At 64.8% G+C, this 24,760-nt stretch carries 21 protein-coding genes; 11 read left to right on the top strand and 10 right to left on the bottom strand.

Features of this window, described 5'->3' with window-relative positions; all coding sequences use genetic code 11:
* The 3 genes from IB235_RS11560 to IB235_RS11570 all read right to left on the bottom strand — a co-directional run.
* Nucleotides 1-127: cytochrome ubiquinol oxidase subunit I (locus IB235_RS11560; RefSeq protein WP_192336856.1), on the bottom strand; the 127-nt coding region annotated here is incomplete at its 3' end.
* A 105-nt stretch (nt 128-232) separates the two neighbouring features.
* Nucleotides 233-1,609 (bottom strand): PLP-dependent aminotransferase family protein, encoded by a 1,377-nt coding sequence (locus IB235_RS11565; protein WP_192336857.1) that lies wholly within the window; start codon nt 1,607-1,609, stop codon nt 233-235.
* Nucleotides 1,610-1,653: 44 nt separating this feature from the next.
* On the bottom strand, nt 1,654-2,055 hold the full coding sequence (locus IB235_RS11570) for a DUF983 domain-containing protein (protein ID WP_192336858.1): 402 nt from the start codon (nt 2,053-2,055) through the stop codon (nt 1,654-1,656).
* 234 nt (nt 2,056-2,289) lie between these two features.
* Here IB235_RS11570 and IB235_RS11575 point away from each other — a divergent pair, with 234 nt between their 5' ends.
* The 3 genes from IB235_RS11575 to IB235_RS11585 all read left to right on the top strand — a co-directional run bounded on the left by IB235_RS11575 (nt 2,290) and on the right by IB235_RS11585 (nt 9,369).
* Nucleotides 2,290-5,544 carry an adenylate/guanylate cyclase domain-containing protein gene (locus IB235_RS11575; protein ID WP_192336859.1) on the top strand — a complete coding sequence of 1,085 codons (3,255 nt, stop codon included), beginning with the start codon at nt 2,290-2,292 and terminating at the stop codon, nt 5,542-5,544.
* A 42-nt stretch (nt 5,545-5,586) separates the two neighbouring features.
* Nucleotides 5,587-7,056, top strand: a complete 1,470-nt coding sequence (locus IB235_RS11580; RefSeq protein ID WP_192336860.1) for an FAD-dependent oxidoreductase — start codon at nt 5,587-5,589, stop codon at nt 7,054-7,056.
* A gap of 153 nt (nt 7,057-7,209) precedes the next feature.
* A complete protein-coding gene (locus IB235_RS11585) occupies nt 7,210-9,369 on the top strand; it encodes a cyclic nucleotide-binding domain-containing protein (RefSeq protein WP_192336861.1) in 2,160 nt (719 codons plus the stop codon).
* Between the two features lie 9 nt (nt 9,370-9,378).
* Here the strand turns inward: IB235_RS11585 and IB235_RS11590 are convergent, their stop codons facing one another.
* The 4 genes from IB235_RS11590 to IB235_RS11605 form a co-directional block, all read right to left on the bottom strand.
* Nucleotides 9,379-9,810: an EamA family transporter gene (locus IB235_RS11590; RefSeq protein ID WP_155041362.1), complete on the bottom strand. Its 432-nt coding sequence runs from the start codon at nt 9,808-9,810 to the stop codon at nt 9,379-9,381.
* Nucleotides 9,811-9,916: 106 nt separating this feature from the next.
* Complete coding sequence (locus IB235_RS11595) at nt 9,917-10,807, bottom strand: U32 family peptidase (RefSeq protein WP_192336862.1); 891 nt, start codon at nt 10,805-10,807, stop codon at nt 9,917-9,919.
* A 2-nt stretch (nt 10,808-10,809) separates the two neighbouring features.
* On the bottom strand, nt 10,810-11,805 hold the full coding sequence (locus tag IB235_RS11600; protein ID WP_192337016.1) for a peptidase U32 family protein: 996 nt from the start codon (nt 11,803-11,805) through the stop codon (nt 10,810-10,812).
* A 5-nt stretch (nt 11,806-11,810) separates the two neighbouring features.
* Entirely contained in the window at nt 11,811-12,293 is a 483-nt protein-coding gene (locus tag IB235_RS11605) for an SCP2 domain-containing protein (RefSeq protein WP_225612244.1), read from the bottom strand.
* A 150-nt stretch (nt 12,294-12,443) separates the two neighbouring features.
* Between IB235_RS11605 and IB235_RS11610 the strand changes: the two genes are divergently transcribed.
* Together IB235_RS11610 and IB235_RS11615 are read left to right on the top strand one after the other, a co-directional pair.
* Nucleotides 12,444-13,913: a UbiD family decarboxylase gene (locus tag IB235_RS11610; RefSeq protein ID WP_192336864.1), complete on the top strand. Its 1,470-nt coding sequence runs from the start codon at nt 12,444-12,446 to the stop codon at nt 13,911-13,913.
* Nucleotides 13,910-14,479 (top strand): UbiX family flavin prenyltransferase, encoded by a 570-nt coding sequence (locus IB235_RS11615; protein WP_192336865.1) that lies wholly within the window; start codon nt 13,910-13,912, stop codon nt 14,477-14,479. Before IB235_RS11610 ends, IB235_RS11615 begins: the two co-directional genes overlap by 4 nt.
* Nucleotides 14,480-14,488: 9 nt before the next feature.
* Here the strand turns inward: IB235_RS11615 and IB235_RS11620 are convergent, their stop codons facing one another.
* Nucleotides 14,489-15,511 carry a LacI family DNA-binding transcriptional regulator gene (locus IB235_RS11620; protein WP_192336866.1) on the bottom strand — a complete coding sequence of 341 codons (1,023 nt, stop codon included), beginning with the start codon at nt 15,509-15,511 and terminating at the stop codon, nt 14,489-14,491.
* Nucleotides 15,512-15,671: 160 nt separating this feature from the next.
* Between IB235_RS11620 and xylF the strand changes: the two genes are divergently transcribed.
* Genes xylF through IB235_RS11635 form a run of 3 tightly spaced genes read left to right on the top strand, consistent with a single transcriptional unit; the run spans nt 15,672 to nt 18,775 of the window.
* A complete protein-coding gene (gene xylF, locus IB235_RS11625; protein WP_192336867.1) occupies nt 15,672-16,697 on the top strand; it encodes a D-xylose ABC transporter substrate-binding protein in 1,026 nt (341 codons plus the stop codon).
* A 45-nt stretch (nt 16,698-16,742) separates the two neighbouring features.
* Entirely contained in the window at nt 16,743-18,032 is a 1,290-nt protein-coding gene (locus IB235_RS11630; protein WP_192336868.1) for a sugar ABC transporter permease, read from the top strand.
* Entirely contained in the window at nt 18,029-18,775 is a 747-nt protein-coding gene (locus IB235_RS11635; protein WP_155041354.1) for an ATP-binding cassette domain-containing protein, read from the top strand. The genes IB235_RS11630 and IB235_RS11635 overlap by 4 nt, the downstream gene beginning before the upstream one ends.
* Before the next feature lie 3 nt (nt 18,776-18,778).
* Here IB235_RS11635 and IB235_RS11640 read toward each other — a convergent pair whose 3' ends face one another.
* Both IB235_RS11640 and IB235_RS11645 read right to left on the bottom strand, forming a co-directional pair.
* Entirely contained in the window at nt 18,779-19,660 is an 882-nt protein-coding gene (locus IB235_RS11640) for an SMP-30/gluconolactonase/LRE family protein (protein ID WP_192336869.1), read from the bottom strand.
* Nucleotides 19,661-19,688: 28 nt separating this feature from the next.
* On the bottom strand, nt 19,689-20,411 hold the full coding sequence (locus IB235_RS11645) for a FadR/GntR family transcriptional regulator (protein ID WP_225612245.1): 723 nt from the start codon (nt 20,409-20,411) through the stop codon (nt 19,689-19,691).
* Between the two features lie 221 nt (nt 20,412-20,632).
* Between IB235_RS11645 and IB235_RS11650 the strand changes: the two genes are divergently transcribed.
* The 3 genes from IB235_RS11650 to IB235_RS11660 are packed head-to-tail and all read left to right on the top strand — an operon-like array spanning nt 20,633 to nt 24,758.
* Nucleotides 20,633-22,582 (top strand): ABC transporter substrate-binding protein, encoded by a 1,950-nt coding sequence (locus IB235_RS11650; protein WP_192336870.1) that lies wholly within the window; start codon nt 20,633-20,635, stop codon nt 22,580-22,582.
* A 57-nt stretch (nt 22,583-22,639) separates the two neighbouring features.
* Nucleotides 22,640-23,626, top strand: coding sequence for an ABC transporter permease (locus IB235_RS11655; RefSeq protein ID WP_192336871.1), 987 nt, complete (start codon nt 22,640-22,642; stop codon nt 23,624-23,626).
* A 7-nt stretch (nt 23,627-23,633) separates the two neighbouring features.
* Nucleotides 23,634-24,758: an ABC transporter permease gene (locus IB235_RS11660; RefSeq protein ID WP_192336872.1), complete on the top strand. Its 1,125-nt coding sequence runs from the start codon at nt 23,634-23,636 to the stop codon at nt 24,756-24,758.
* The last annotated feature ends 2 nt before the right edge of the window (nt 24,759-24,760 follow it).

The following is a 24,760-nucleotide window of genomic DNA, read 5'->3' on the forward strand; positions in this document are numbered from 1 at the left end:
GCCACAACCCCTCCAGCACCGCCAGATAGCTCGCCAGACCAATCGTGATCGCCGGAAACACAATGTGAAACGACACCGTGAAACCAAACTGAACTCGCGCCAACTCCAACGCACTCAGCGTAAACATGACCGAAAAATCCTGATGAATGGGTCGGCCCGCGGGGGACCGGCCTGAACAGATAAGACGCGGGCGAAAACGCCCGGGGAATGACCCTGAGGCGGGCCTTGATGCCTAGACGACGGCCCTTGCGCCCAGTGAGGGCTGCGCGATCAGGCCGGACAGCAGCATCAGCCCGTCCTCAAGATCGCCGCGATCCGGGGCCACCCCCAGCGAGATGCGCACTGCCTCGACCGGATGGGAGGCCGTGGCAAAGACCTGCCCCGGCACGACCGAGACTCCGGCCCGGTCGGCATGCTCGGCAAAGTCCGCCGCGCGCCAATGGTTGGGCAGGCGCAGCCACAGGTGATGGCCATGCGGATCGGCGGCGAAATCCATGCCTTTCAGGATCGAGCCCGCCAGCTTCTGGCGCAGGGCGTTTTCGACGCGGATCGCCGCGGTGATCTGGTCCAGCGTGCCGTCGGCGATCCAGCGACTGGCCAGCGCCGACATCAGTGGCGGGGCCATCAGGATGGTGGCGCGCAGGACGCCCGCCAGCCTCAGCGCCTGGGTCGCCGCAGGGGCCACGACATAGGCGACGCGCAGCGCGGGCGAGGCGCATTTCGACAGGGTCGCGATATGCCAGGTCAGGTCCGGCGCAAGCTCGGCCATCGTCACCCGGCGTTCGGGCAACAGCGGGGCGTAGGGATCATCTTCGATGATCGCGACGCCGTGCTGGCGCGCGATCTGGGCCAAGGCTCTGCGCCGTTCCTCGGGCAAAGTCGCGGTGGTCGGGTTGTCGATGCTGGGGATCAGATACAGCGTCCTGACGTGACGATCGCGGCAGGCGCGGTCGAAGGCGTCGGGAATGATGCCCTGATCGTCCATGTCCAGCGCGGCGATTTTCAGCCCCTTCTGGATGGCGACGGCCTTGATCCCCGGATAGGTCATCGCCCCGGCGGCGATCACGTCGCCACGCCGCAGCAGCAATTCGCAGACCGCAAACAGCGCGCTTTGCGCCCCGCCGGTCAAAACGATGCGGTCGGGGGACAGTCCTTCGATCCGCGCGCCCAGCCAGTTTGCGGCGGCCCGGCGGTCGGGCTCGGCCCCGGTGCTTTCCTGATAGTGCAGGCTGAGCAGGCCCTGCGTGCCCCCCAGAATGCTTGCGATGCCGGTCGGGAACAGCTTGCGGAAATCGACATCGGCGGGCTGCGAGGGGATATTCATGCTGAGATCGATCAGCGGCTGCGCCAAATCCGCGGCTTTGCCGTCCAGCCCCTCGCTGACAAAGGTACCGCGTCCTGCCTGCGCCTGAACCAGCCCCCGGCGGCGCGCCTCGTTGAAGGCGCGGGTGACGGTGGTCAGGTCGACATCAAGCGCCTCGGCGACGCTGCGCTGGGGCGGCACACGCTCGCCCGGCGCGATGCGCCCGGCGCGGATATCCTCCGCCAGTGCCTCGACGATGCCCAGATATTTCATCCGGGCGTTTTCGATCAGTCGCGGCTTCCACATGGGGTTACTCGTATTGTATGGATGTATTGTTGGCGTGTATGGGTCTACTGCGTCTGGGTGCCGGGCTGAAACCCGTGCATGCCCTTGGCCCATTGAAAGGCGACGAAGCTGCCCTTGACCGGGGGCAGCAGGGCCAGCGACAGCACGACACTGGCGAGGCCCAAAGTGACCGCGATCGTCGTCGGCCTGTCGCCGAGCAGGTTGAACATGACCGGCAGCGAAAACCCGATCAGATGGGCGACAATCAGGATCACGAAATAGGCGGGTCCGTCATCCGCGCGCTGTGGGGTCAGGTCCAATCCACAAGCGTCGCAACTGGCTGCGACCTTCAGATAGCCCGAAAACATCCTGCCTTCGCCGCAGCGTGGGCATTTCAGGCAAGCCCCCCGCAACATTGCGGGCTTCACGCTTTCGGCGCCCTGAACCAGCATCTGTCCTTGCTTCATCATCGCACATCATCCCCTGCGACAGCTCGATTCGCTTGCGGTGATCATACGCGAATTGTATGGACATACAATCATCAATGTATGGATATTAGGCATACGCCTACATCATTGCCTGTATCCCATCCCGAACCAGCAGGGCGGTTAAAACAATTGCCCCAGCGTCAGGCCTGACCTAATGATATGAAATTCAACAAAGACGATGTTGGCCCGCGCGGAAACTTACGGAGGGATATGATGCCTCTGGTCGAGCGTCTCCTTCGCGAATTGCAACTGTCGCTTTATCTGCCCCATTTCGAACGCAACCACCTGACCGACGATCTGCTGGCCACGCTGACCGATGCCGACCTGAAGGAAATCGGCATCAGTTCGCTTGGGCATCGCAAGCAGATCCTTGCCGCGATCGCCTCCGTGGCCCGGACACCGGCCGAGGCGCAGTTGCGCGCCGTGGTTGTGCTGTTTGCCGACCTGACCGGTTACACGCGCCTGACCCGCGAATTGCCCAGCGAGGACATGCATGTGCTGCTGTCCGAGTTCTTCTCGCAATTCGATGCGATCCTGCGCCAGACGGGCGGCACGGTCAGTCATATCGGCGATTGCGTCATGGCGGTGTTCGGCACCGAGCGGTCGCATGGCAATGAGGCCGAGCGCGCGCTGACCGCCTCGATCGCCATGCATGCGGCCATGCCGGGGCTGTCGGCGCGGATGGGGCGCGAGCTGTCGATCCATATCGGCATCGCGGTCGGACAGGTGCTTTTCGCGCAGGGTGGTCTGGGCGAATTGGGTGGCATCGGTTTTACCGTCAGCGGGGATTCGGTCAATCTGGCCTCGCGCATTGCCGACAATGCCGAGGCCGGAGAGACGTTGATTTCTGAGCGCGTCTATCGCGGGCTGGAAGGTCGGATCATCTGCGATCAGGAGCGCCGGATTGAGGTGCAGGGCTTTGATGGCCCGGTCCCTGTCCACCGTTTCCGGGCGCTGCGGGCGGCCTCCGCGCCCAGCCGCTTCGTTGGTCGCAAGACTGAAATCGCGCTGGCAGACAGTCTGTTGCGGGCCTGTGCGCAGGGCGCACCGGGCGGTGTCCTGCATATTCGTGGTGAGGCCGGGATCGGCAAGACCGCCTTGGTCGAACATATCCTGTCCATGGCGCAGGATGCCGGTTTTGCCTCGCACCGGACGCTGGTTCTGGACTTTGGTCTGGGCGAAAAGGCCAGCGTCGACCGTGACATCCTTGCCGCCTTGTCCGGTCTGCCGCGCGATGCCAGCGCGGATGCCGTCCGGGCGCGAACCGAGGAATATCTGCGTCAGGGCGCGCTGGACCCGGCCGGGGCGCGGTTCTTTGAGCTGGCCTTGGGGCTGGTGCCTGCGGGAACCGCGCAGGCCTTTTTCGCCGGGCTGGATTCCGCGGCCCTGGCCGAGGGTCGCAGGGCGGTCGTCGCCCGCGTGGTTCAGGCCCGCGCCCGCGCCCGCCCGCTGCTGCTGGTGGTCGAGGACATCCATTGGGCCGATGCGGAAACCCGCGCCATCCTGTCGGTGCTGGCCGGGACGGTTCCGCAGGCGCGGGTCTGCCTGATCCTGACCGAGCGCCGCACCGAACGCCTGATCGACCCGCAGGAACTGTTTGCCGGGCTTGACGCGCATGTCCGGCAGATCGACCTGAACGCCATCAGCATCGAGGAGGGGCTGGAGCTTGGCCTTGCCCTGCACGGGGCGCAGGGTGAGTTTGTCGTCGCCTGCGTGCGCCGCGCCGAGGGCAACCCGCTTTTCCTTGAACAATTGCTGCGCAGCGGCTCGGATCAGGATGCCAATGTCCCCGAGACGATTCAGGGCCTGATCCAGTCCCGCGTCGACATGCTCAGCGAAGACAATCGCCGAATCCTGATTGCCGCCTCGGTGATCGGGCAGCGTTTCGACATGGCGGCGGCGGCGGCGATTGCCGGAATCCGCATCGACAATCTGGCGGTGCTGGAGGGAAGCGCGCTGATCCGGCGGCATGAGGACGGCTATCTGTTCCACCACGCGCTGATACGCGATGCCGTCTATTCCCAGATCCTGCGTGACCAGTTGCGCCGCCTGCATCGCGCCGCAGCCGACTGGTTCGCGCCCCATGACCGGTTGCTTCATGCCGAGCATCTTGAGAAGGCAGCCGACCCCGATGCCCCCGCCGCCTATCTGACCGCCGCGAATGAGGTGCTGGATCGCCACCGCCGCGACAGCGCCATCGCGCTTGTCGATCGCGGATTGGCATTGGCTGGCGATGATATTCGCGTGCCTTTGCTGCTGTTGCGCGGCGATGTGCTGCGCGATCTGGGTCGTGGCCCGGAATCCATTGCCGCCTTTGAATCGGCACTGGCCGAGGCGAAGGGGCCTGCCGCGGCGCTGAAGGCGCGGATCGGGCTGGTCTCGACCATGCGGGTGCTGGACCGGATCGACGATGCCTTCGCGATGATTGCCGAGACCGAAACCCTGATGCGCGATGCCGAGGCCGAATTCCTGCCCGATATGGCCCGGCTGCATTACCTGAAAGGCGGGCTTTGCTTTCCGCGCGGCGATTTCGGTGGCTGTCTTGCCGCGCATCGTCAGGCCTTTGACTATGCGGTTCGCGCCGATCACCCGGAACTGCGGGCCCGCGCGCTGAGCGGCCTTGGCGATGCCTATTACGCGCAGGGCCGGATGCATCTTGCCCATGGCGTGTTCGAGGAATGTCTGGCGCTTTGCGACGCGCATGCCCTGAGCAGCGTCGAATGCGCCAATCGCTTCATGCTGGGCACGACCAAGATCTACATGCTGGAAACCCGCGCCGCGCTGGACGAGGCGCTGCGTTCCGCTGCGCTGGCCCAGCGGATCGGCCAACTGCGCCCCGAGATCGTCGCGCGCCTGACGGCGGGCTGGATCTATCAGTCCATGGCCGAACATGACGCCGCCCGGCAACAGATCGAACGCGGGTTGGAGGCCGCGCAGGAACTTGGTGCCCCCCGCTTTCTGCCCTTCCTGCGCGAGACGCTGGTGCGCGTCTGCCTGTCCGAAGGCGATATTCCCGCCGCGCATGCGCTGGCCTGCGAGGTGTTGGAGCAGGCCCGCAGCATGGGGGCGATGAATTTCATCGGGCCTTGGGTTCTGGCCTCGCATGCGATGACCTGCCGCGATCCCTACCAGCGCAGCACTTCGCTGGGCGAGGGCGAGGTCCTGCTGGCGGGCGGTTGCGTCGGGCATAACCATTACCGCTTTCGCGCCTATGCGATCCGGGCCTGTGCGCAGGCGGGCGATTGGGACGGGGCGGGGCGGCAGGCAGCGGCCCTTGCCGCCTATACCAAGGACGAGCCAACCCCTTGGTCCGATTTGCATATCGGCTTTGGCCATGCGCTGGCGGCATGGGGCAAGGGCGACGGCGCGGCCCGGCAGGCCCTGCATGACATTGCCGATCGCGCCAGCGCTGCGGCGCAACTGACCACCCGGCGCGCCATTCTTGAAGTGACCGGCACCACCACCTGAGCTTTTCCATCGTTTGAATTCAAATCAAGGGAGGGACCTGGAATGAATGACACGGATATTGCCATCATCGGTGGCGGCATTGGCGGTCTGGCAGCCGCGTGGAACATCATCCTGACGGCCAGACAGAAAAACCCCTCGGCGGTGCCGCGGATCACTGTCCTTGAGGCCAGCGATCGTTTCGGCGGCAATGTCGACACGTTCGACTTTACCTTCGGCAATGGCCCCGATGGTACGATCGACCGCTGGGCCGATCTTGGCGTCAATGATTTCAACGTGACCGCCTATACCAACATCGTGGCGGTGATGAACCAGATCGGCTTCAAGGCGGGCACGGACTATCTGCCGCTTGAGGATTCGACCAGCTATTCGACCGGGGATGGCAGCATCTGCTTTGCCGACAGCGCCTCGGCATGGTGGGGGACGGCGATCGATAAGGCACTGGCGGCCTCGGTCAACGATTTCATGCAGGTTGCGGGTGTGGACGCGACCAAGAATGCCGGGCAATTCGCGACGACCACGATCAGCGAATATATCGATATGGTGGGGCCGACGCGAAGCCCGCCATGGGACGCCCGGCTGGGTCCGCAGGTGATCTATCCCCGGATCAACGGCATGTATTTCGTCACCGAGCTTGGGCCGCGCGGCATGCCCTTTCTGGCGGTGATGCATTATTACGCGATACAGGAAGGCGCGGGCGGCAAACCCGCCAACAGGTGCTATTTCGTCGGCGGGGCGTCGCGTTGGATCAATCAACTGGTCGCCTATATGACGGCGACGATGCCCGAGATCACCTTCGTGCAAAACTATCGGGCCTCGGCCAGCCTTGAGGACGGGCTGTTCACGATCAGCAATGATCTTGCCCCGACATCGCAGCCTTTCAGGGCCAAGAAGCTGGTGCTGGCGGCGCATGCCGATTCCTCGCTGATTGCGGTCAAGCAGGGGCTGCCGGGCGAGGTTGCCTCGGCCATGGCCTCGATCGAATATACCAACGGCATTTCGGTGGCCCATACCGACAGCCGTTTGTTGCCCGTGAATTGCAATGCCTGGTCGACCTACAACATCCTGATCCACCAGCCGGGCGCGGTGGCGCAGATGCCCTATACGATCAACTATGTCGCGAACCGGCACCAGAACGATGCCCAGAACCCGCTTTATGACAAGTTCGGCTATCCGCTGTTCTTTGTTTCGGTCAATCCCTATCGCCCGATCCCGGATGATCTGGTCCTGAAGGATGCGCAGGGCAACCCGGCGGTGCAGAACCTGCGCCACAATGTCCTTGATTTCGCCACCTTGCAGGCTCAGGCGGTCTGTCTGAAAAATCAGGGCGTCAATGGCATCTACTATGCCGGGGGCTGGACGCAGGGGGCGGGCCTGCATGAGGAATGCTGGGTTCAGGGTCAGGATGTCGCCAAGCTGATCCTTGGCGAGACCGAACACCACGAAAAGCTCAAGGCACTGGACTTTGCCGAGCTGGCTGGCGCGCGGCTGCACCGGAACATGCAACCCAGCTGATCCGCATCGGCAAAGGGCAGTTCCTTATCGGCGGGTTCCCTGAGCCAGTTTGCCCAAGGCAAATCCGGGAATCCGTGTATCATTTCCGGGCCGGTCGGACAGCCGACCGGGTTTTCTGGACCTTTCCCATCATTCTGGAACGAACCCCGGCCGATGGATCTGCCCGCCCGCCCTGCCGCCGCGACCAGCCTGCCCAAAGCGCCGGGCCGCATGTCCAGCATCGTGGCGGGGTTTCTGCTGGGGCTTGATTCCGTGGGGGAAAGCTATGCGCTGGCCTCGCTTTGCTTCGCGGGGGCATTGGCGACGGGTCTGGGTTCCGGCACGCTGATCCTGCTGTTTTCGACCGCGGTATCGGCGTTTTCGACGGCGCTGTTCAGCCGGATTCCAGGCGCACTGGGAACCGCGCAGGATGCCTCGATCGCGGTGCTTGCCGCCGCCATGGCATCCGCCGCGGCGGCCACGACCGGAGGCCCGGCAGCGGCGCTGGTCACCGCTATTGCGGTCATGGGCATTTCGACGACGCTGACCGGGATCGCCTTGCTGTTGCTGGGCAAGCTGCGGTTGACGCGCTTTGCCCGGCTGCTGCCCTTTGCGGTGTCCTGCGGGTTTCTGGCCGCTTGCGGATTGCTGCTGATCATCGCCGCGATCGAGCTTGTTCTGGGCGGCAGCCCTTGGCAGGCGTGGCGCGGTGGCCTTGATGCCGACAAGGTCAAGGTGCTGCTGCCCGCCATCGGCCTTGCCCTGCTGCTGGCGCTTTCCGGCCAGCACCTGCGCACGGCGCTGGGGTTTCTGACGGTTCTGGTGGCGGCGGTCGCCGGATTCTGGATCGTACAGGCAGTGCTGGGTCAGGATATCGCGGGTCTGGTGGCATCGGGTCAGCTGGTTGCCTTCGATACGACGGACCAGCCTGTGCTGGCACTTGGGCAGATCGACGTTGCGGTGCTGCTGGGGTCGTCGGGCGCGATTCTGGTCGTGGTGCTGCTGAATGTCCTCAGCGTGGTGCTGAACCTCAGCGGGATTGAGCTGGACAGCCGCCGCGATGTCGATTTTGATCATGAAACCCGGCTGGCGGGGGGCGCGAATATCCTGATCGGGCTGTTCGGCGGGCTGGTCAGCTATGCCGATAGCCCGACCACCGCGCTGACCAACAGCCTTGGATTGCGGCGCAACAGCGTCGGGCTGGGCTATGGGCTAGCCGCGCTGACCGGCTGCGTCTTCATGGGCTGGCTGATCCCCTATTTCCCGGTCTTCGTCAGCACCGGGATTCTGCTGTTCATCGGTTATGGTCTGGTCGCGGATTGGCTGTGGTCGGTGCGCCGCCAGATCGACCGTCTGGAATGGTGCGTGGTGATCGCCGTGGTCGCCGTGGCCTGTCTTGTCGACATCCTTGCCGCCATCGGGCTGGGAATTCTGCTCTCGGCGCTCAGCTTTGCCATGGCCTATGGCCGCACGCCGTTGGTCAGCGCCCGCTGGTCCGCGCGTGAGCGCCGCTCGCCGCTGGACCGGGCGCCCTCGGCCGAGCTGTGGTTGTCCGGTCAGGGTGCGGCCATTCAGGGGCTGACGCTGTTTGGCCATATCTATTTTGGTCGGGTCGATCTGCTGCGGAAGGAAATCCGGGGGCTGAAATGGCCGGATGCGGCGGGACAGGGATTGCCGCGGAAATTGATCCTCGATTTTTCGTCGGTCAGCGGGCTGGACGGGGCGGCCTGCGCCGCCTTGATGCGGATTTTGCTGCAACTGGGCGACCGGGATGTGACCTGCTGGCTGGCCGGGCTGAATGCCGATTGCTTGCGCGCCTTGCGGGCCTGGGACCGGGATTTCGACATCCATGCCCAGTTGCGACTGGCACCGGATGTGGCCACGGCCCTGGAGGCGGCCGAAACCCTTCTGCTGGCCCATGCCCCGCCCGAGGCGCTTGCCCATGGCGCGACCGACCTGCCCGACGCGCCGCCCGGCTTCTTTAAGGCGGTGGCTTTGGCGCAGGGCGATCTGCTGGTCACCGAGGGCAGCGCCGGCGACGAGGTCTGGTATCTGCAATCCGGCCAGCTTGGCGTTTTCGCGCGGACAACGACGGGGCCAAAGCGGCTGCGCTCGCTTGCGCCCGGAAATCTGGTGGGCGAGATCGCGCTATATACCGCAGGCCCGCGCAGTGCCGAGATCCGCGCGGATGCGCCTTGCCGCCTGCTGTGCTTTGCCGCGCAGGATCTGCGTGATCTGGAGGCGACGGACCCCGCCACGGCATTCGCGATCCATCGCTGGCTGGCACGCGGTCTGGGAGAAAAGTTGGTCCGCGCGAACCGGCTGCTGGGCTGAGGGGCGCGGTTACTTCAGCGCGACAAGGATTGCGCCGCAGGCGATCATCGCCACGCCCGCCCAGCCGGTCATGGACATCCGCTCGCCCAGAAACAGCGCCGCGATGATTGCGACCAGCACCACGCTCAGCTTGTCGACGGGCGCGACCTGCGCCGCCTGGCCCAGCTTGAGGGCGCGGAAATAGCACAGCCATGACAGGCCCGTGGCCAATCCCGACAGGATCAGGAACAGCCATGTCCGCCCCGAGATCGTCGCCGGGTCCATCCATTGGCCGGTGGCAAGGACGATGCCGCCGGCTGCCAGCAGGATGACCACGGTTCGGACAAAGGTCGCGTAGTCGGAATTGACGTTCTCGATCCCGACCTTGGCAAAGATCGCGGTCAGCGCCGCGAACATCGCCGAAAGCAGCGCCCAGATCTGCCAGCTGTCGAAAAGCCTCATGTCGCACCTTTTGGCCCATGGCGGGTCAGTCCCGCCTTCCACGCCCATAGTCCCGAAAAACGATCAGAGCGACAGAGGCAACCTGATCCCTTCCGCTGGGCGGCCCTTAACCCGCCTGCCGCAGCCCCGGCTGTCCATCCAGAAAGCCATCGGCGAAGCTGGCCTGCGGCATCAATCCCCGCAGTCTGGTCATGGTTTCGGAGCCGGGGATTCCGTCATGCAACGCCCGGTCGTAAAGATTGACGATGGCAGCGAAATCCCCCGGATGGGGCGACAGGCGCAGGGATGCGACCCCGGCCGCCTGAAGTTTCGCCATTTGCAGCGCCACGGTGGTATGGGCGTGGCCAAGGGTCTGCACGCCGTTCACGGTCAGGAAGCTTTGGCCGTCCAATGTCTCGACATCGCGCCCGTCGGGGTCTTCGCCGCAGACGAACTGGCAATTGTCCTTGGCGCGCTCGTGCAACCTTGCGTGATAGCACCGCCCCGAGATCGCCAGCGGCGCCCGGCCATGGCCCCAGACCTCCACCGCGACCCCGGCGGCCAGCCCGGCCTGCGCCAGCGTCGTGACCGAGGCCAGCGGCAGTTCCGGCGGCAGGCAGATGCGCGTCGCGCCTTTCCGCGCCAGCCATTCCAGCGTGCCTTCGTTATAGACATTCACCGTCGGGCCGACCTGAAAGGGCACGCCCTCGGGCAGATATTTCAGCGCGCCCAGATCGGCGATCTCGACCGGCACGCCCGAGGCAAACAATTCCTCGGCCTGCCGTCTTTCGCGCTTGAGGGTGATCAGCGCCAGCGTCGACAGGCTGACCTCTTTTCCCGCTGCGGTCAGGCATTCGATGGCCTGCGGGATTTCGTTCTGCCAGAAGGGCAGACGCTTCGAGCATACCCATTCACCGATCACCACCCGGCGCGCGGGAGTGGCGGCGATCATCTGATAGAAATCGCGCAGCTGCGCGGCGGGCCAGAAAAACGCGATGGGTCCGATGGTCAGGTCCATGCTCATCTCCAGGTCTTGGCATAGGCGCCGGTGGTGGCGGATTGGCCCTCGGTCAGGCGGGCGAGCAGACCGGTGGGCATGGGGGCCCCGGTCTCGGCGGCCTCGACGGCGGCGCGGAATGCCCGGACCACCTGCGCGACATAGGCACGGCTGCGTTGCCGCCCCTCGATCTTCAACGCGGTGACGCCTGCCTTTTGCAGTTTGGGGATCAGTTCGGTGGCGTCCAAACTGACCGGATCCTCGAACAGATGCCCGGTCTGGGCCGGGCCGCTGGCGGTGGCGGGGGCGGTGAAGCAGCCCTTGCACAGCGTCGGATAGGGTGCGGGTGCGCCCTTGGGCGTGCGGTGGATCAGGTAGCCGCCCAAACGCGCCTCATTCTGGCCGTCCTGTTCGACATATGCGACATGGCTGGCCGGAGAGCAGACGCCATTCATGTTCGGCGACAGGCCGGTGGCCCATGAGGACAGTGAACACCGCCCCTCGGCCATGACGCAAAGCCCGCCAAAGGCAAAGACTTCGGTCTCGATGTCGATTTCGCGGTTGATTGCGGTGATTTCCTCGACCGTCAGCACGCGGGGCAGCACCACGCGGCGGATACCGAAGGATTCCGCATACATGTTGATCGCATCCGGGTTGGCGGCCGCCGCCTGCACCGACAGATGCAGCCGCAGATCAGGATGGGTTTCGGCGGCATGCGCAATCAGGCCGGGATCGGCAAGGATGACCGCATGCGCGCCTGCGGCCTTGGCATCGGCCACGGCCCGGTGCCACAGCGCCTGTGCGCCCGCACGCGGGAAGGTGTTGATCGCGACCAGCACCTTGGCGCCGCGCGCCTTGGCATAGGCGACGCCTTCGGCCATTTCCTCGCGCGAGAAATTGAGACCGGGGAAATTGCGGGCATTGGTTTCATCGGCAAAGCCGCAATAGACGGTATGCGCGCCCGCCTCGACCGCAGCGCGCAAGGCGGCAGGTGTGCCCGCCGGACAGACCAGTTCCATCATCATCAGATCTCCTGCCGGGTCAGCGGATAGCCGGTGCGGGATTCCGCCAGCGCCAAGGCATGGCGCAGCCAGCCGTCAAAGGGGCTGCGGGACAGGGTGGCCAGTTCCTCGGTCAGGTCCAGCTCGGCGTCGTCCAGCGCATTGCGGAACGCCAGAACCGCCGAGGTGTCGCCCGCGATTTCCAGATCGCCCGAAAAGAACAGCGCATCGCCATCCTCGCTGCCATGAAGCATCGCCAGAAAGGCAGCCAGCTGGCCCCGGATCGCCGCATCATGCGGGGGCAGGGGGCGCTTGCGCGACCATGCGGTAATGCGCTGCGCCTGCGGCTCGATCAGCAAAAGCGCGGGGCCGTCGATCACGTCGATCAGGAAGCGCGCGCTTTGATACGCGCCCAGACGGCCAAGGATGGCGGGCTTATGCGCCGCGATCCGGCGCAGCAGCCGCGACAGGGCAAAGCCGATGACCGAGGCTGCCGGGACTGGCATCGGCAGATGGCGAAAGGGCGGGGGAAGGGGTCTTTGAGCTATCATGCCCGCAAGGCTAGATCGGTAAAACCGCGCCACAATTGACATATGTCAAGTTTGCACCGGTTTTCAGTCTCTAGACAGCACGGCATCACGATAACGGAGCCGCCGATGCGCAGCCTTCCTGCCTTTCCCGATCTGCGGGCCTTTCTGACCTTTGTCGAGGGGCGCGGCGATCTGGCGCGCATCCCCGACCCGATGTCCTTGCGGCACGAGATGACGGCCCTGCAACTGGCAGCCTTGCGGGCGGGCGGTCCGGTCCTGCGGCTGGAGGGCCATGACGGGCCGCCCATGCCGGTGGTGACGAACCTGTTCGGCACGCGCGAAAGGGTCGCCGCCGGACTGGGTCTGCTGCCCGACGAAATCCCCGCCTTTGGCAGCTTTCTGGCCAGCCTGCGCAGCCCGGCCTCGCCCGAGAGCATGCGCGATGCGCTGTCGCGCTGGCCGATGCTGCGGGCGGCGCTTGCTGCGCGGCCAAAGGTGCTGCGCCATGCCCCCGCGCAGGATCAGGAACTGGGCGGTCTTGATGCGCTGCCGGTTCAGACCCCTTGGCCCGAGGATGCAGGCCCCCTGATCACATGGCCGGTGGTGATCACCCGCCCGCAGGACAGCGCGGCAGCCGATGTGGCGCGTTACAATCTGGGCGTCTACCGGGCGCAGGTGCTGGGGCCGGACCGGCTGATCATGCGCTGGCTGGCCCATCGCGGCGGCGCCGCGCATCACCGCAGCTGGCAGCGCGCCAACGTGCCCATGCCGGTGGCGATCGCCCTTGGCGCCGACCCGGCGCTGCTGCTGGCGGCGGCGCTGCCCTTGCCCGAAACCGTTTCCGAGCTGGGATTTTCCGGCGTGCTACGCGGCCAGCGGACCGAGTTGGTTGCGGCGCGGACCGTCCCGCTTATGGTTCCGGCCCGTGCCGAGATCATCGTCGAGGGCTGGATCGACCCCGCCGAGACCGCCCCCGAAGGCCCCTTTGGCGATCATACCGGCTATTACAACGCGGTTGAGCCGTTTCCGGTGATGCGGGTCAGTGCGATTACCTGCCGCCGCGATCCGCTTTACCTGACCACCGTCACTGGCAGGCCGCCGGATGAGCCCTCGGTCATCGGAGAGGTCTTCAACGAACTCGCTTTGCCGGTGATCCGCGCCCAGATCCCCGAGGTGCAGGATCTGTGGCTGCCGCCTGCCGCCTGTTCCTATCGCATGGCGGTGGTCAGTATCGACAAGCGCTATCCCGGACAGGCGCGGCGGGTGATGATGGCGCTATGGGGGATGCTGCCGCAGTTTTCCTATACCAAGATCGTGGTGGTGGTGGATGGCGATCTGGACATCCGCAACTGGGACGACATCGCATGGGCCTTGGCGACCCGCATGGACCCGGCGCGGGATGTCATGCTGCTGGACCGCACGCCGATGGATTATCTGGACTTCGCCTCGCCGCTGGAAGGGTTGGCGGGCAAGATCGGGATCGACGCCACCACCAAGATCGGCAGCGAGACGACCCGCGAATGGGGCCGGGAAATGCATCTGGACCCCGCGCATGAGGCATGGGCCGCAAAGCTTCTGAAAGGGATCATGCCATGAGGGTGGTGCTGGGTGTTTCCGGCGCATCGGGTGCCGCGCTGGCAATGGACTGCGCCGAGGCGCTGACCCGCGCCGGGGTCACTATCGATCTGGTCCTGTCGGCCATGGCCGAACGCACCTTGGCCGAGGAAATCGGCCCCGATGCCTACGACCGCCTGTGCGCGATGGCGGCGCGGGTGCATCCGCGCGGCGATCTGGGGGCGGAAATCGCCTCGGGGTCCTGCCCGGTCGCGGGGATGATCGTCGCGCCTTGCTCAATGCGCAGCCTTGCCGCCATCGCCCAAGGGTTCGACGATAACCTGCTGACCCGCGCTGCAGGCGTGCAGCTCAAGGAACGCCGCCCGCTGATCCTGCTGACGCGCGAGGCTCCGCTGACGCTGGCGCATCTGCGCAACATGACCTCTGCCGCCGAGATGGGCGCGGTGATCCTGCCGCCGGTTCCCGCCTTCTATCTGCGCCCGGTCAGCCTTGCCGAGGTGACCGCCCAGATTGCCGCCCGCGCCGTCGACCTGCTGCGCCTTGCCCCGCCTCAGGCAACGGCATGGTTGCCGGGGCAGAACGGCTGACGGCCTGTGCTAGCGGGGCAGATTGTCCCGCAGATAGATGGTCGGGTTCACCTCGGGGGGTGTCGCGGGCAACTCATCGGCGATGGCTTTCATGGCTTGCAGGGCAAGGGTAATTTCCTCATCCGGGTTCTGGTCGATGACCGCGTCGATCAGGTCGGCTTCCAGCGCCGCGCGGGTAGGGGCGGTCAACTCGTGCAGGACGACGAAGGGGCGCGGGGTTGGCATGTCGCGCAGCATCGCGATCAGCGCGCGATTGCCTGCGCCGATCGAATAGATGCCAGTGATCTGCGGGTCTGCGGCCAGCATTGCCGCAAGCTTCTGACGCAGGATGTCGGACCGGTCCTGAACCTCGATCGGGGGCAGCAGATGCAGATGCCGCCCCGGCTCGGTCAGGACCTCATGCGCGCCCTTGAGCCGGTCACGGTGATCGCGCGAGGCGAGCGCGCCAAGGATCGGCAGCACCCGACCCGGACCGCGCCCATGCGCCAGGCGCAGCAAGCGGCCCGCGGTCCGGCCCGCGGCGACATTGTCGATCCCGACATATAGCATCCGCGCCTCGACCGCGGCGTCGGAAACCAGCGTCACGACCGGAATGCGCATGGCCTGCAGCCGTTCGACCGCAGCCGTCAGCGCGCCCGAGTCGCTGCCGATGATGCCGACGCAATCGCAATCCCCGGTCTCGATCCGCGACAGTTCGGCCGCCAGTGCATCGGCATCCAGCGGCGGCACGTCATGGATCTGGATCTGCATGCGCTCGGCCAGACGCTGCGCGGCCTGCGCCTCGACCACCTGACGCAGCACGGTGAAGAAGCTGTGATCCCCCTGCGGCAGATAGAAGCGAAAGACATAGCTGCGCCGCCGCGACAGGTTCGCTGCATGGATGTCGCGCTGGTAGCCCAGTTCATCTATGGCGCGCTGGACGCGCAGGACCGACTTTTCGGCCACCCCGCCACGCCGGTTCAGGACGCGGTCGGCGGTCGAATAGCTGACGCCTGCCGCCCGCGCCACGTCATGCAGCGTCGGGTTTCGCATGATCTCTCCTCCGCGTCCGAAGATTCCAATCGGAATGACAGACGTCAATCAGCAATCTGACAGACGTCTTTCTTTTTCTTTGACAGGCTATCGGGCGCGGCGCAGTCTTGGCCCAGATCCGGCGACTCGACCGGATGGTCGCATCTATTGGGAGGTATCGATGCGCACTGCCATTCTGGCCGCCGTCCTTGCGACGGTGGGTTTTTCGTCTGCATCATTCGCACAAACCATGACCGTCGGCGTGTCCTGGTCGAACTTCCAGGAAGAGCGCTGGAAGACCGATGAAAAGGCCATCAAGGACGCGCTTGAGGCCGCCGGGGCCAAATATGTCTCGGCTGACGCGCAATCGTCCTCGGCCAAGCAGCTTTCCGATATCGAGGCGCTGATCGCTCAAGGCGTGAATGCGCTGATCGTTCTGGGTCAGGATACCGAGGCTGTCGTGCCCGCCGTTCAGGCCGCCGCCGACGAAGGTATCCCGGTCGTCGCCTATGACCGCCTGATCGAGGACCCGCGCGCCTTCTATCTGACCTTCGACAACGTCGAAGTGGGTCGGATGCAGGCCGCCGAGGTGCTGAAGGCTGCGCCCAAGGGCAATTACGTGATGATCAAGGGCTCGCCCACCGATCCCAATGCCGATTTCCTGCGCGGTGGCCAGCAAGAGGTCCTGCAAAAGGCCGTTGATGCAGGCGACATCAAGATCGTCGGCGAGGCCTATACCGACGGCTGGCTGCCCGCCAATGCCCAGAAGAACATGGAACAGATCCTGACCCAGAACGACAATAAGGTCGATGCGGTCGTGGCCTCGAATGACGGGACCGCAGGCGGGGTTGTCGCCGCGCTGACCGCGCAGGGGATGCAGGGCATTCCGGTTTCCGGGCAGGATGCCGACCATGCCGCGCTGAACCGAGTGGCACTTGGCACGCAGACGGTGTCGGTCTGGAAGGACTCGCGCGTGCTGGGCAAGACCGCCGCCGAAATCGCGCTGGCGCTGGCCGGTGGCAAGGCTGCGGCCGAGGTCCCGAATGCGATCAAGTTCAAGACGCCCGGTGGCAAGGATATGGACGCGATCCTGCTGACCCCCGTGCCGATCACCAAGGAGAACCTCTCCACCGTGGTCGATGCGGGTTGGATCACCAAGGATGCCCTGTGCCAAGGGGTCCAGAACGGCCCCGCGCCCTGTAACTGATGGAAGGGGTGGTGGCGTCACCAGCGCCGCCACCACACCATGCCCATGAGTGACCTTTCCCCCGCCGCCCCGCCGCGCCGCAACTGGCTGCAACAGCTTGAAATCGACCTGAGATTGCTGGGCATGATCGGGGCCTTTGCGCTGGTCTGCCTGTGCTTCTGGATCGTGACCGATGGTCGCTTCCTGTCGGCGCGCAATATCTTCAACCTGACGATCCAGACGGTCTCGGTCGCGATCATGGCCACGGGCATGGTCTTCATCATCGTCTGCCGCCATATCGACCTGTCCGTGGGCGCGATCCTTGCGCTGGCCTCGGCGATGATGGGGATGATGCAGGCGCGCTGGCTGCCCGGCATTTTCGGGCTGGAGCTGGGCCATCCGCTGATCGCGCCGCTGACCATGGTCACCGGCCTGCTGGTCGGGACGGCCATCGGGGCGCTGAACGGCTGGCTGGTCGGCTATCAGCGCATCCCGGCCTTTATCGTCACCTTGGGCGGGTTGCTGATCTGGCGCTATGTCGGCTGGTATCTGACGGCGGGACAGACCATCGCACCGCTTGACCAGACCTTTCTGCTGTTCGGGGGGGCCGAGGGCACCTTGGGCGTCACCACCAGTTGGATAGTGGGCGGGCTGGCCTCGATTGCGGCGCTGTGGGTGATCTATGGCGCCCGTCGCCGCAAGCAATCGCATGGCTTTCCCGTGCGCCCGATCTGGGCCGAGGGTGCGGTCATGGCACTGGTGGTCGGCCTGGTCATGGGCTTCGTCGCCATCCTGAATTCCTATGAGCTGCCGCAGGCCAAGCTGAAGCGCATCTTTGAGGCGCGCGGCGAGGTCATGCCCGAGGGGTATACGCAGGGCTACGGCCTGCCGATCTCGGTCCTGATCCTGATCCTTGTAGCGGTCGCAATGACGGTCATCGCCAGGCGCACCCGCTTTGGCCGCTATATCTTTGCCACCGGCGGCAACCCCGACGCGGCCGAGCTTTCGGGTATCAATACGCGGCTGCTGACCGTCAAGATTTTCGCGCTGATGGGGTTCCTGTGCGGGCTGTCGGCGATCATTGCACAGGCGCGGCTGCAATCGCACCCCAATGACATCGGCACGCTGGACGAATTGCGGGTGATTGCGGCGGCGGTGATCGGTGGCACGGCGCTGTCGGGCGGGATTGGCACCATCTATGGCGCAATCCTTGGCGCGCTGATCATGCAAAGCCTGCAATCGGGCATGGCCATGGTTGGGGCCGACGCGCCTTTGCAGAATATCGTGGTCGGCGTCGTGCTGGTTCTGGCCGTCTGGATCGACATCCAATATCGCAGAAGGCTGGGGATGCGATGACACCTTTAGTGGAAATGCGCGACATCTCGATCGCGTTCGGCGGGATCAAGGCGGTGGATCACGTCTCGATCGACCTTTATCCGGGCGAGGTCGTGGGCCTGCTGGGCCATAACGGCGCGGGGAAATCGACGCTGATCAAATGCCTGTCCGGGGCCTATCGCGCCGACGCGGGCGAGATCTATATCGACGGGCAAAAGGTCGATATCCGCAATACCCGCGACGCCCGTGCCCTGAATATCGAGACGATCTACCAGACGCTGGCCTTGGCCGACAATCTGGACGCGGCCTCGAACCTGTTTCTGGGGCGCGAGCTGGTGACGCCCTCGGGCCTGCTGGACGAATCCCGGATGGAGGCCGAGACGCGCCGGATCATGGCCCGGCTGAACCCCAATTTCCGCAAATTCGCCGATCCGGTCATGGCGCTTTCGGGCGGGCAACGGCAATCGGTGGCCATCGCCCGCGCGGTCTATTTCAACGCCCGCATCCTGATCATGGATGAGCCGACCGCCGCCCTTGGCCCGCAGGAAACCCAGATGGTCGCCGAGCTGATCCAGGAGCTGAAGCGACAGGGTCTGGGCATCTTCCTGATTGAACACGACATTCACGCCGTGATGAAGCTTTGCGACCGCGCGGTGGTGATGAAAAACGGCCAAAGGGTCGGCACGGTGCGCGTGGACGAGGTCACCGATGACGACATCCTTGGCATGATCATCATGGGCAAGAAGCCCGCGCAGGCAGCGTAAGCCTCACAGCGCCATGCGATGCACTGGTGCCCCGGCGACCGGGGCGTCGAAGGCAAGCAGCGTGCCGGGTTGCATGGTGCCGTCGTCGCGCGTCATGTGCAGGCAGGTGACATATAACGTCCGCAGATCCGGCCCACCAAAACAGGGCATGCTGCAGCCTTTATGAGGCATTTCCCAGATTTCGATGATCTCGCCTTGGGCATCCATGCGGTTCAACCGGCCCGAGCGGACCCCGGCGCTCCAATAGCAGCCCTCGGCGTCCATGGCGGCTCCATCCGGGCGGCCCTCGTCAGGGGCATTGTCATGCAGGCGGGTCGCATCGCCGATGCCGCCGCTCATCGGGTCGAAATCGAAAGTCTGCACATAAAGTCCGCTGCTGTCGGAATGATACATGCGGCGACCGTCGGGGCTCCATGCCAGCCCGTTCGAGGTCAGCAGCCCGTCAAGAACGGTGGCGAAGCTGCCATCCGGCGCGACGCGGTATAGCCGGGCATTGCCGGTCTGCGGCTCGGCCTCGTCCCTTGTGCCGACCCAGAAGCAGCCGTCCGGCCCGACCTTGCCATCGTTCAGCCGACTGTCCGCCCGCCCGCCATCGGGATCACACAGCAAGGACAGCGCGGCGGTCGCGGGATCAAGCAGATGCACGCCCGTCTGCAACCCGACCACGATCAGGCCGCTGTCGCACAGGCCAAGACTGCCCGCCGCCGCTGGCATGTCGAAGCGGTCCAGCCTGCCATCCGCATGGCGGCGAAACAGAGCCGGGGCCAGCGTGTCGACGAACCACAGCGCGCCGGTGCGCGCGTCCCAGACCGGAGATTCCCCGACCTGCAGCGGCGTGTCGATCACCTGCCGCACCTTTGGCTGGAAACGCTGCGGTTTCGTCATGGCATTCCTTTTTTTATAAGGCGTTGGATCAATCATCGACGCCGCTGAACATACGGTTGCGGGCGTTCAAAATATGGTCGCGCATGGCCAAGGCGGCGGCGTCCTCGTCCCGTGCGAGGATCGCGGCGACAATGGCGTCATGCTCGCGCTGCACGGCGCGGGCATGGGGTGGCGAACGCCGCAGGCTGAGGCTGCGGGTGACCGAATGCCCGATCGAGAAATGTCCACGATACATGCCGCGCACCTGCATGTGGAACGGGTTTCCGGTTGCCTCGGCGATGGCGTCATGCAGGGCCAGATCTTCCTCGGCGCCCAGATCACCGCGCAGCATCGCGGCTTCCAACCGGGCTAAGGCCTCGGTGATGCGGCTGCGGTCCTGCGCGGTGGCATTGCGCGCGGCCAGTCCAGCCGCCGCCGCCTCAAGCCCGGCGCGGAACTCAAAGAAACGCTGCACATCGGCCAGCGATCCGACAGGCACCTGCTGCAGCATGGTGCTGTCCGGGCGCTGGCGGACATAGGACCCCGAGCCCTTGCGCGAAACGATCAGATTGTCCTGCCGCAGCCGTTCCAGCGCCTCGCGCAGCACGGGCCGCGATGCGCCCAGCATGGCTGCAAGCTGGGGCTCCGCGGGAAGGCGCGCATTCAGCGCAAAGCGCCCGTCGGCAATCATCGCGATGATCTTTTCATAGATGATGTCGCTATAGCGGGTGGCGCCCGCTTTCTGCTCATGCCCTGTCATTGCGGACGTCATGTCTTTCCCCGCAGGCATTTCGTGATCGGCGGCGGCGGTAATATACGGCCGCCACATCAGATCTAGCGTTATGAAAGCTGTCATAATCTGTCAATACTTGTAATTTTCTGATCCTCTGATAACGATTCTCTTGTTGCGATCGCCGCGTGGCGAACCGGCCTTGGGAGGGGCCAGCGACGACGGCGTGTCGGCAGCCAAGACGCCTTGGGAGGAGAACGAGGATGCAAGACCCTATTCCGCTGCCCGGCGGGCTAAGTCGCCGTGGCTTTCTGGCGGCGTCCGGCAGCGTATTTGCGCTGGCCGCGCTTGCCACCCGCGCCCGCGCCGCGACCGTGAACGAGGCTCCGGCGCTGGCCGATATGGTCAAATCGGGCGGGTTGCCCGCATTGAATGACCGCCTGCCGCAGAATCCGCTGGTCGTGACCCCGCATGAAAAGATCGGCACCTATGGCGGTGCGATCCGGCGCGGGCTGCGCGGGTCCTCGGACCATAACGGCATTCTGCGCATGGTCGGCAATCAGGGCCTTGTGCGCTGGAACATGGATTTCACCGAGGTCCTGCCCAATGTCGCCGACAGTTGGGAAATCGGCCCCGACGCGACCCAGTTCACCTTCAAGCTGCGGCCGGGAATGCGCTGGTCTGACGGCCACCCCTTCACCGCCGATGACGTGGTCTTCGCCATCGAAGAAGTGGTGAAGAACCCCGAACTGTACAGCGCGACCCCGGCGCAATTGCAGGTCGCGGGCAAGCCGGTGGTGGTCGAAAAGGTGGACGACGCGACGGTGCGCTTCACCTTTGCCGCGGCGAATGCGCTGTTTCTGGAGAACCTCGCGACGCCGTTGGGCCAGCACCCGACGCTGTTTCCCAAGCATTATTGCAGCCAGTTCCTGCCCTCGTCCGGGCGCGATCTGGTGGCCGAGGCCAAGGCGGCGGGCCTGGGCACCTGGACGGAACTGTTCCGCGCGAAATGCGGCGATATCGAGATCCCCAGCCGTTGGGCCAATCCCGACAAGCCGACTTTGGACCCCTGGGTCGTCAAAGAGCCCTATACCGGCGGCGCGACCCGCGTGGTGATGACCCGCAACCCCTATTTCTGGCAGGTCGATACCGAGGGCAATCAGCTGCCTTATGCGGATGAGCTGAATTTCGGCATCTCGCAGGATGTGGAATCGCTGATGCTGAACGTGATCTCGGGGCAGATCGACATTCAGGACCGCCATATCAACATTCTCGCGAACAAGCCCACCCTGTCCGAGAATGCCGAGAAGGGCGGCTACCGGTTGCTGAAGCTGGTCCCCTCGGCGTCGCAGCAATGCCAGATCTACCTGAACATGACCCACAAGGACCCCGGCATGCGCGAGATGTTCGCCAATAAGGCGGTCCGTCAGGCGCTGTCTCTGGGTCTGAACCGGCAAGAGATCATCGACATCGTCTATTTCGGCCAAAGTGAGCCCTATCAGACCGGACCACGCCCGACCCATCCCTGGCATCACGAGGGGCTGTCCAAGCAGTTCACCGAATTCGACCCCGACAAGGCCAATGCCTTGCTGGATGAGGCGGGCTATGACAAGCGCGACGGCAATGGCTGGCGGCTGAGGCCGGATGGCGGGGCGACCTTCTTTGCCATCGACGTGATCCCGACGCTGTATCCGGACCTTGTGGACACGCTGGAACTGGTCAAGGCGCATTGGGCCGAGCTGGGCTTTGACGTCAAGGTCAACACCATCGAACGCGCGCTGTACTATACCCGTGGCGATGACAACGCGCATGACGCGCAGGTCTGGCCGGGGCCGGGCGGCCTTGATCCGATGCTGGACCCTCGCGACTATTTCGCCTTCCATCCGCAGGGCTCGCGCTACGCCATCCCGTGGGCGATGTGGTACACCTCGAATGGCGCGGCGGGCGAGGAGCCGCCCGAAAGTCAGAAGCAGCGTTTCGCGCTGTTCGATCAGGCCCGCGCCACTGCCGATCTGGCCAAGCGCGGCGAGATCATGAAGCAGGTGTTCGACCTGACCGCCGAAGCCTTCGAGACCATCGGCATCTGTCTTGCGGTGGGCGGTTTCGGGATCATTCGCAACAATCTGCACAATGTGCCCGAGACCCAGCCCGACAGCTGGTCATGGCCAAATCCCGGTCCGGCCATGCCGCAGCAATTCTACTTCACCGCCTGACGCGTTCGGGCCGGCCCGTGACGGGCCGGTCCTTCCCCGCCCGACCGGAGCCATTGGATGCTGCGTTTCATCGCCAAGCGATTTCTGTGGATGATCCCCTCGCTTTTTGCGGTCAGTTTTCTGGCCTTCGTGCTGATCCAGTTGCCGCCGGGCGATTACGTGACAACCTATGTGGCGACGCTGGCTTCCTCGAACGAGATCGTCGACCAGAATGCCGCCGCGCAACTGCGCGAGCGCTTCGGCCTCGATCAGCCGATGATCGTGCAATATGCGAAATGGGTCTGGGGCATCGTCACGCGGGGCGATTTCGGCCTGTCCTTCGAATGGCAGCAGCCGGTTTCCGGGCTGATCTGGGAACGCATGGCGCTGACGCTGGTGCTGGCGGTGGTCAGCCTGCTGGTCACCTGGGCCATCGCGCTGCCGATCGGGGTCTATTCGGCGGTCAGAAAATATTCGATCGGCGATTACGGTTTTACCATTTTCAGCTTTCTGGGTCTGTCGATCCCGTCCTTTCTGCTGGCGTTGGTCCTGATGTATGTCGCGGCCGTCCATTTCGGCCAATCCGTCGGCGGGCTGTTTTCCCCAGAATATGAAAACGCACCGTGGAGCTTCGGCAAGCTTCTGGACCTGCTGCATCACCTGTGGCTGCCGGTCATCATTCTGGCCGTGTCCTCGACCGCCAGCCTGATCCGGGTGATGCGCGCAAATATGCTGGACGAATTGCCCAAGCCCTATGTCACCACCGCCCGCGCCAAGGGCCTGTCAGAGCTGCGCCTGCTGCTGAAATACCCGATGCGGATCGCGCTGAACCCGTTCATCTCGACCATCGCATGGCTGCTGCCGAACCTGATTTCGGGCTCGGTCGTGGTGGCCATCGTGCTGAACCTGCCCACCGCCGCGCCGATGCTGCTGCAATCGCTGATGGCGCAGGACATGTATCTGGCGGGGGCCTTCGTCTTGCTGATCTGCGCGCTGACGCTGATCGGTTCGCTGATCAGCGACATCCTTCTGGCGCTGGTCGATCCGCGCATCCGGCTTGAGTGAGGGACCAATGACCGATGCCAGCCTGCAAGCCGAAGTCCCGGCCGAGCGCGTCGCCGTCGCCTCGCAATGGCAGCTGATCTGGTGGGCCTTCCGCCGCCACAAACTGGCGATGATCGCGCTGGTCGTCACCATCGCGCTGTACACCGTCGCGCTGGTGCCGGGGTTCTTCGCAATCAACGACCCGGTCAAGCAGAACGCGCGCTCGACCTTTCATCCGCCGCAGCGGGTGCATGTCATCGACCGCACAGACGGGCTTCAGATCGGTCTGTATTTCCGCCCCCTCAAGATGACCCGCGACCCCGAGACACTGGCCGCCATCTTCAAGGAAGACCCCACGAAAAAGGTCGGCATCCGCCTGTTCGGGCGGGGCTATGAATATTCGGTGCTGGGGCTGTTTCGCAGCAATATCCACCTTCTGGCGTCGAGCGATCCGAAACAGCCGCTATACCTGTTCGGGGCGGATCGGCTGGGGCGGGATGTCTATTCCCGCGTGGTGCAGGGGGCGCAGATCTCGCTGTCGATCGGGTTGGTCGGTGTGGCGCTGTCACTGGCCTTGGGCGTGGTCCTGGGCGGGATATCGGGCTATTACGGAGGAAGGATCGATTTCGTCATCCAGCGGGTGATCGAATTCGTGCTGGCCTTGCCCACCATTCCGATCTGGCTGGCGCTGGCGGCGGCGCTGCCGCAGAACTGGCCCGCGACGCTGCAATACATGATGATCACCATCATCCTGTCGCTGACCGGTTGGGCGCAGCTTGCCCGCGTGGTGCGTGGGCGCTTCCTGTCGCTGCGATCCGAGGAATTCGTCGCCGCCGCGCGGTTGGACGGCGTATCGGAGCGGCGGATCATCTTTCGGCACATGCTGCCCAGTTTTGCCAGCCACATCATCGCCTCGGTGACGCTGGCAGTGCCCGCGATGATCCTGGCGGAAACCTCGCTGTCTTTCCTGGGGCTGGGGCTGCAGCCGCCGACGATATCCTGGGGGGTGCTGCTGCGTGAGGCGCAGAACATCCGCTCGATCGCCACGGCGCCCTGGTTGTTCCTGCCCGGCGCGGCGGTGGTGCTGGCGGTGATGGCGCTGAACCTGCTGGGTGACGGGCTGCGCGACGCGGCCGATCCCTATAACAAATGAGG

This window comes from Paracoccus sp. PAR01 (genome assembly GCF_014851995.1).
Classification (GTDB): domain Bacteria; phylum Pseudomonadota; class Alphaproteobacteria; order Rhodobacterales; family Rhodobacteraceae; genus Paracoccus; species Paracoccus litorisediminis.

Bases quoted from the DNA above. Each gene is read 5' to 3' on its own strand.
- IB235_RS11565 (WP_192336857.1), bottom strand. From the start codon at position 1,609: ATGTGGAAGCCGCGACTGATCGAAAACGCCCGGATGAAATATCTGGGC.
- IB235_RS11590 (WP_155041362.1), bottom strand. From the start codon at position 9,810: ATGAGGCTTTTCGACAGCTGGCAGATCTGGGCGCTGCTTTCGGCGATG.
- IB235_RS11600 (WP_192337016.1), bottom strand. From the start codon at position 11,805: ATGGAACTGGTCTGTCCGGCGGGCACACCTGCCGCCTTGCGCGCTGCG.
- IB235_RS11660 (WP_192336872.1), top strand. From the start codon at position 23,634: ATGACCGATGCCAGCCTGCAAGCCGAAGTCCCGGCCGAGCGCGTCGCC.
- IB235_RS11640 (WP_192336869.1), bottom strand. From the start codon at position 19,660: ATGACGAAACCGCAGCGTTTCCAGCCAAAGGTGCGGCAGGTGATCGAC.
- IB235_RS11620 (WP_192336866.1), bottom strand. From the start codon at position 15,511: ATGCGAAACCCGACGCTGCATGACGTGGCGCGGGCGGCAGGCGTCAGC.
- IB235_RS11570 (WP_192336858.1), bottom strand. From the start codon at position 2,055: ATGAAGCAAGGACAGATGCTGGTTCAGGGCGCCGAAAGCGTGAAGCCC.
- IB235_RS11650 (WP_192336870.1), top strand. From the start codon at position 20,633: ATGCAAGACCCTATTCCGCTGCCCGGCGGGCTAAGTCGCCGTGGCTTT.
- IB235_RS11655 (WP_192336871.1), top strand. From the start codon at position 22,640: ATGCTGCGTTTCATCGCCAAGCGATTTCTGTGGATGATCCCCTCGCTT.
- IB235_RS11585 (WP_192336861.1), top strand. From the start codon at position 7,210: ATGGATCTGCCCGCCCGCCCTGCCGCCGCGACCAGCCTGCCCAAAGCG.
- IB235_RS11595 (WP_192336862.1), bottom strand. From the start codon at position 10,807: ATGGACCTGACCATCGGACCCATCGCGTTTTTCTGGCCCGCCGCGCAG.
- IB235_RS11630 (WP_192336868.1), top strand. From the start codon at position 16,743: ATGAGTGACCTTTCCCCCGCCGCCCCGCCGCGCCGCAACTGGCTGCAA.
- IB235_RS11635 (WP_155041354.1), top strand. From the start codon at position 18,029: ATGACACCTTTAGTGGAAATGCGCGACATCTCGATCGCGTTCGGCGGG.
- IB235_RS11645 (WP_225612245.1), bottom strand. From the start codon at position 20,411: ATGACGTCCGCAATGACAGGGCATGAGCAGAAAGCGGGCGCCACCCGC.
- xylF (WP_192336867.1), top strand. From the start codon at position 15,672: ATGCGCACTGCCATTCTGGCCGCCGTCCTTGCGACGGTGGGTTTTTCG.
- IB235_RS11575 (WP_192336859.1), top strand. From the start codon at position 2,290: ATGCCTCTGGTCGAGCGTCTCCTTCGCGAATTGCAACTGTCGCTTTAT.
- IB235_RS11580 (WP_192336860.1), top strand. From the start codon at position 5,587: ATGAATGACACGGATATTGCCATCATCGGTGGCGGCATTGGCGGTCTG.
- IB235_RS11615 (WP_192336865.1), top strand. From the start codon at position 13,910: ATGAGGGTGGTGCTGGGTGTTTCCGGCGCATCGGGTGCCGCGCTGGCA.
- IB235_RS11605 (WP_225612244.1), bottom strand. From the start codon at position 12,293: ATGCCAGTCCCGGCAGCCTCGGTCATCGGCTTTGCCCTGTCGCGGCTG.
- IB235_RS11610 (WP_192336864.1), top strand. From the start codon at position 12,444: ATGCGCAGCCTTCCTGCCTTTCCCGATCTGCGGGCCTTTCTGACCTTT.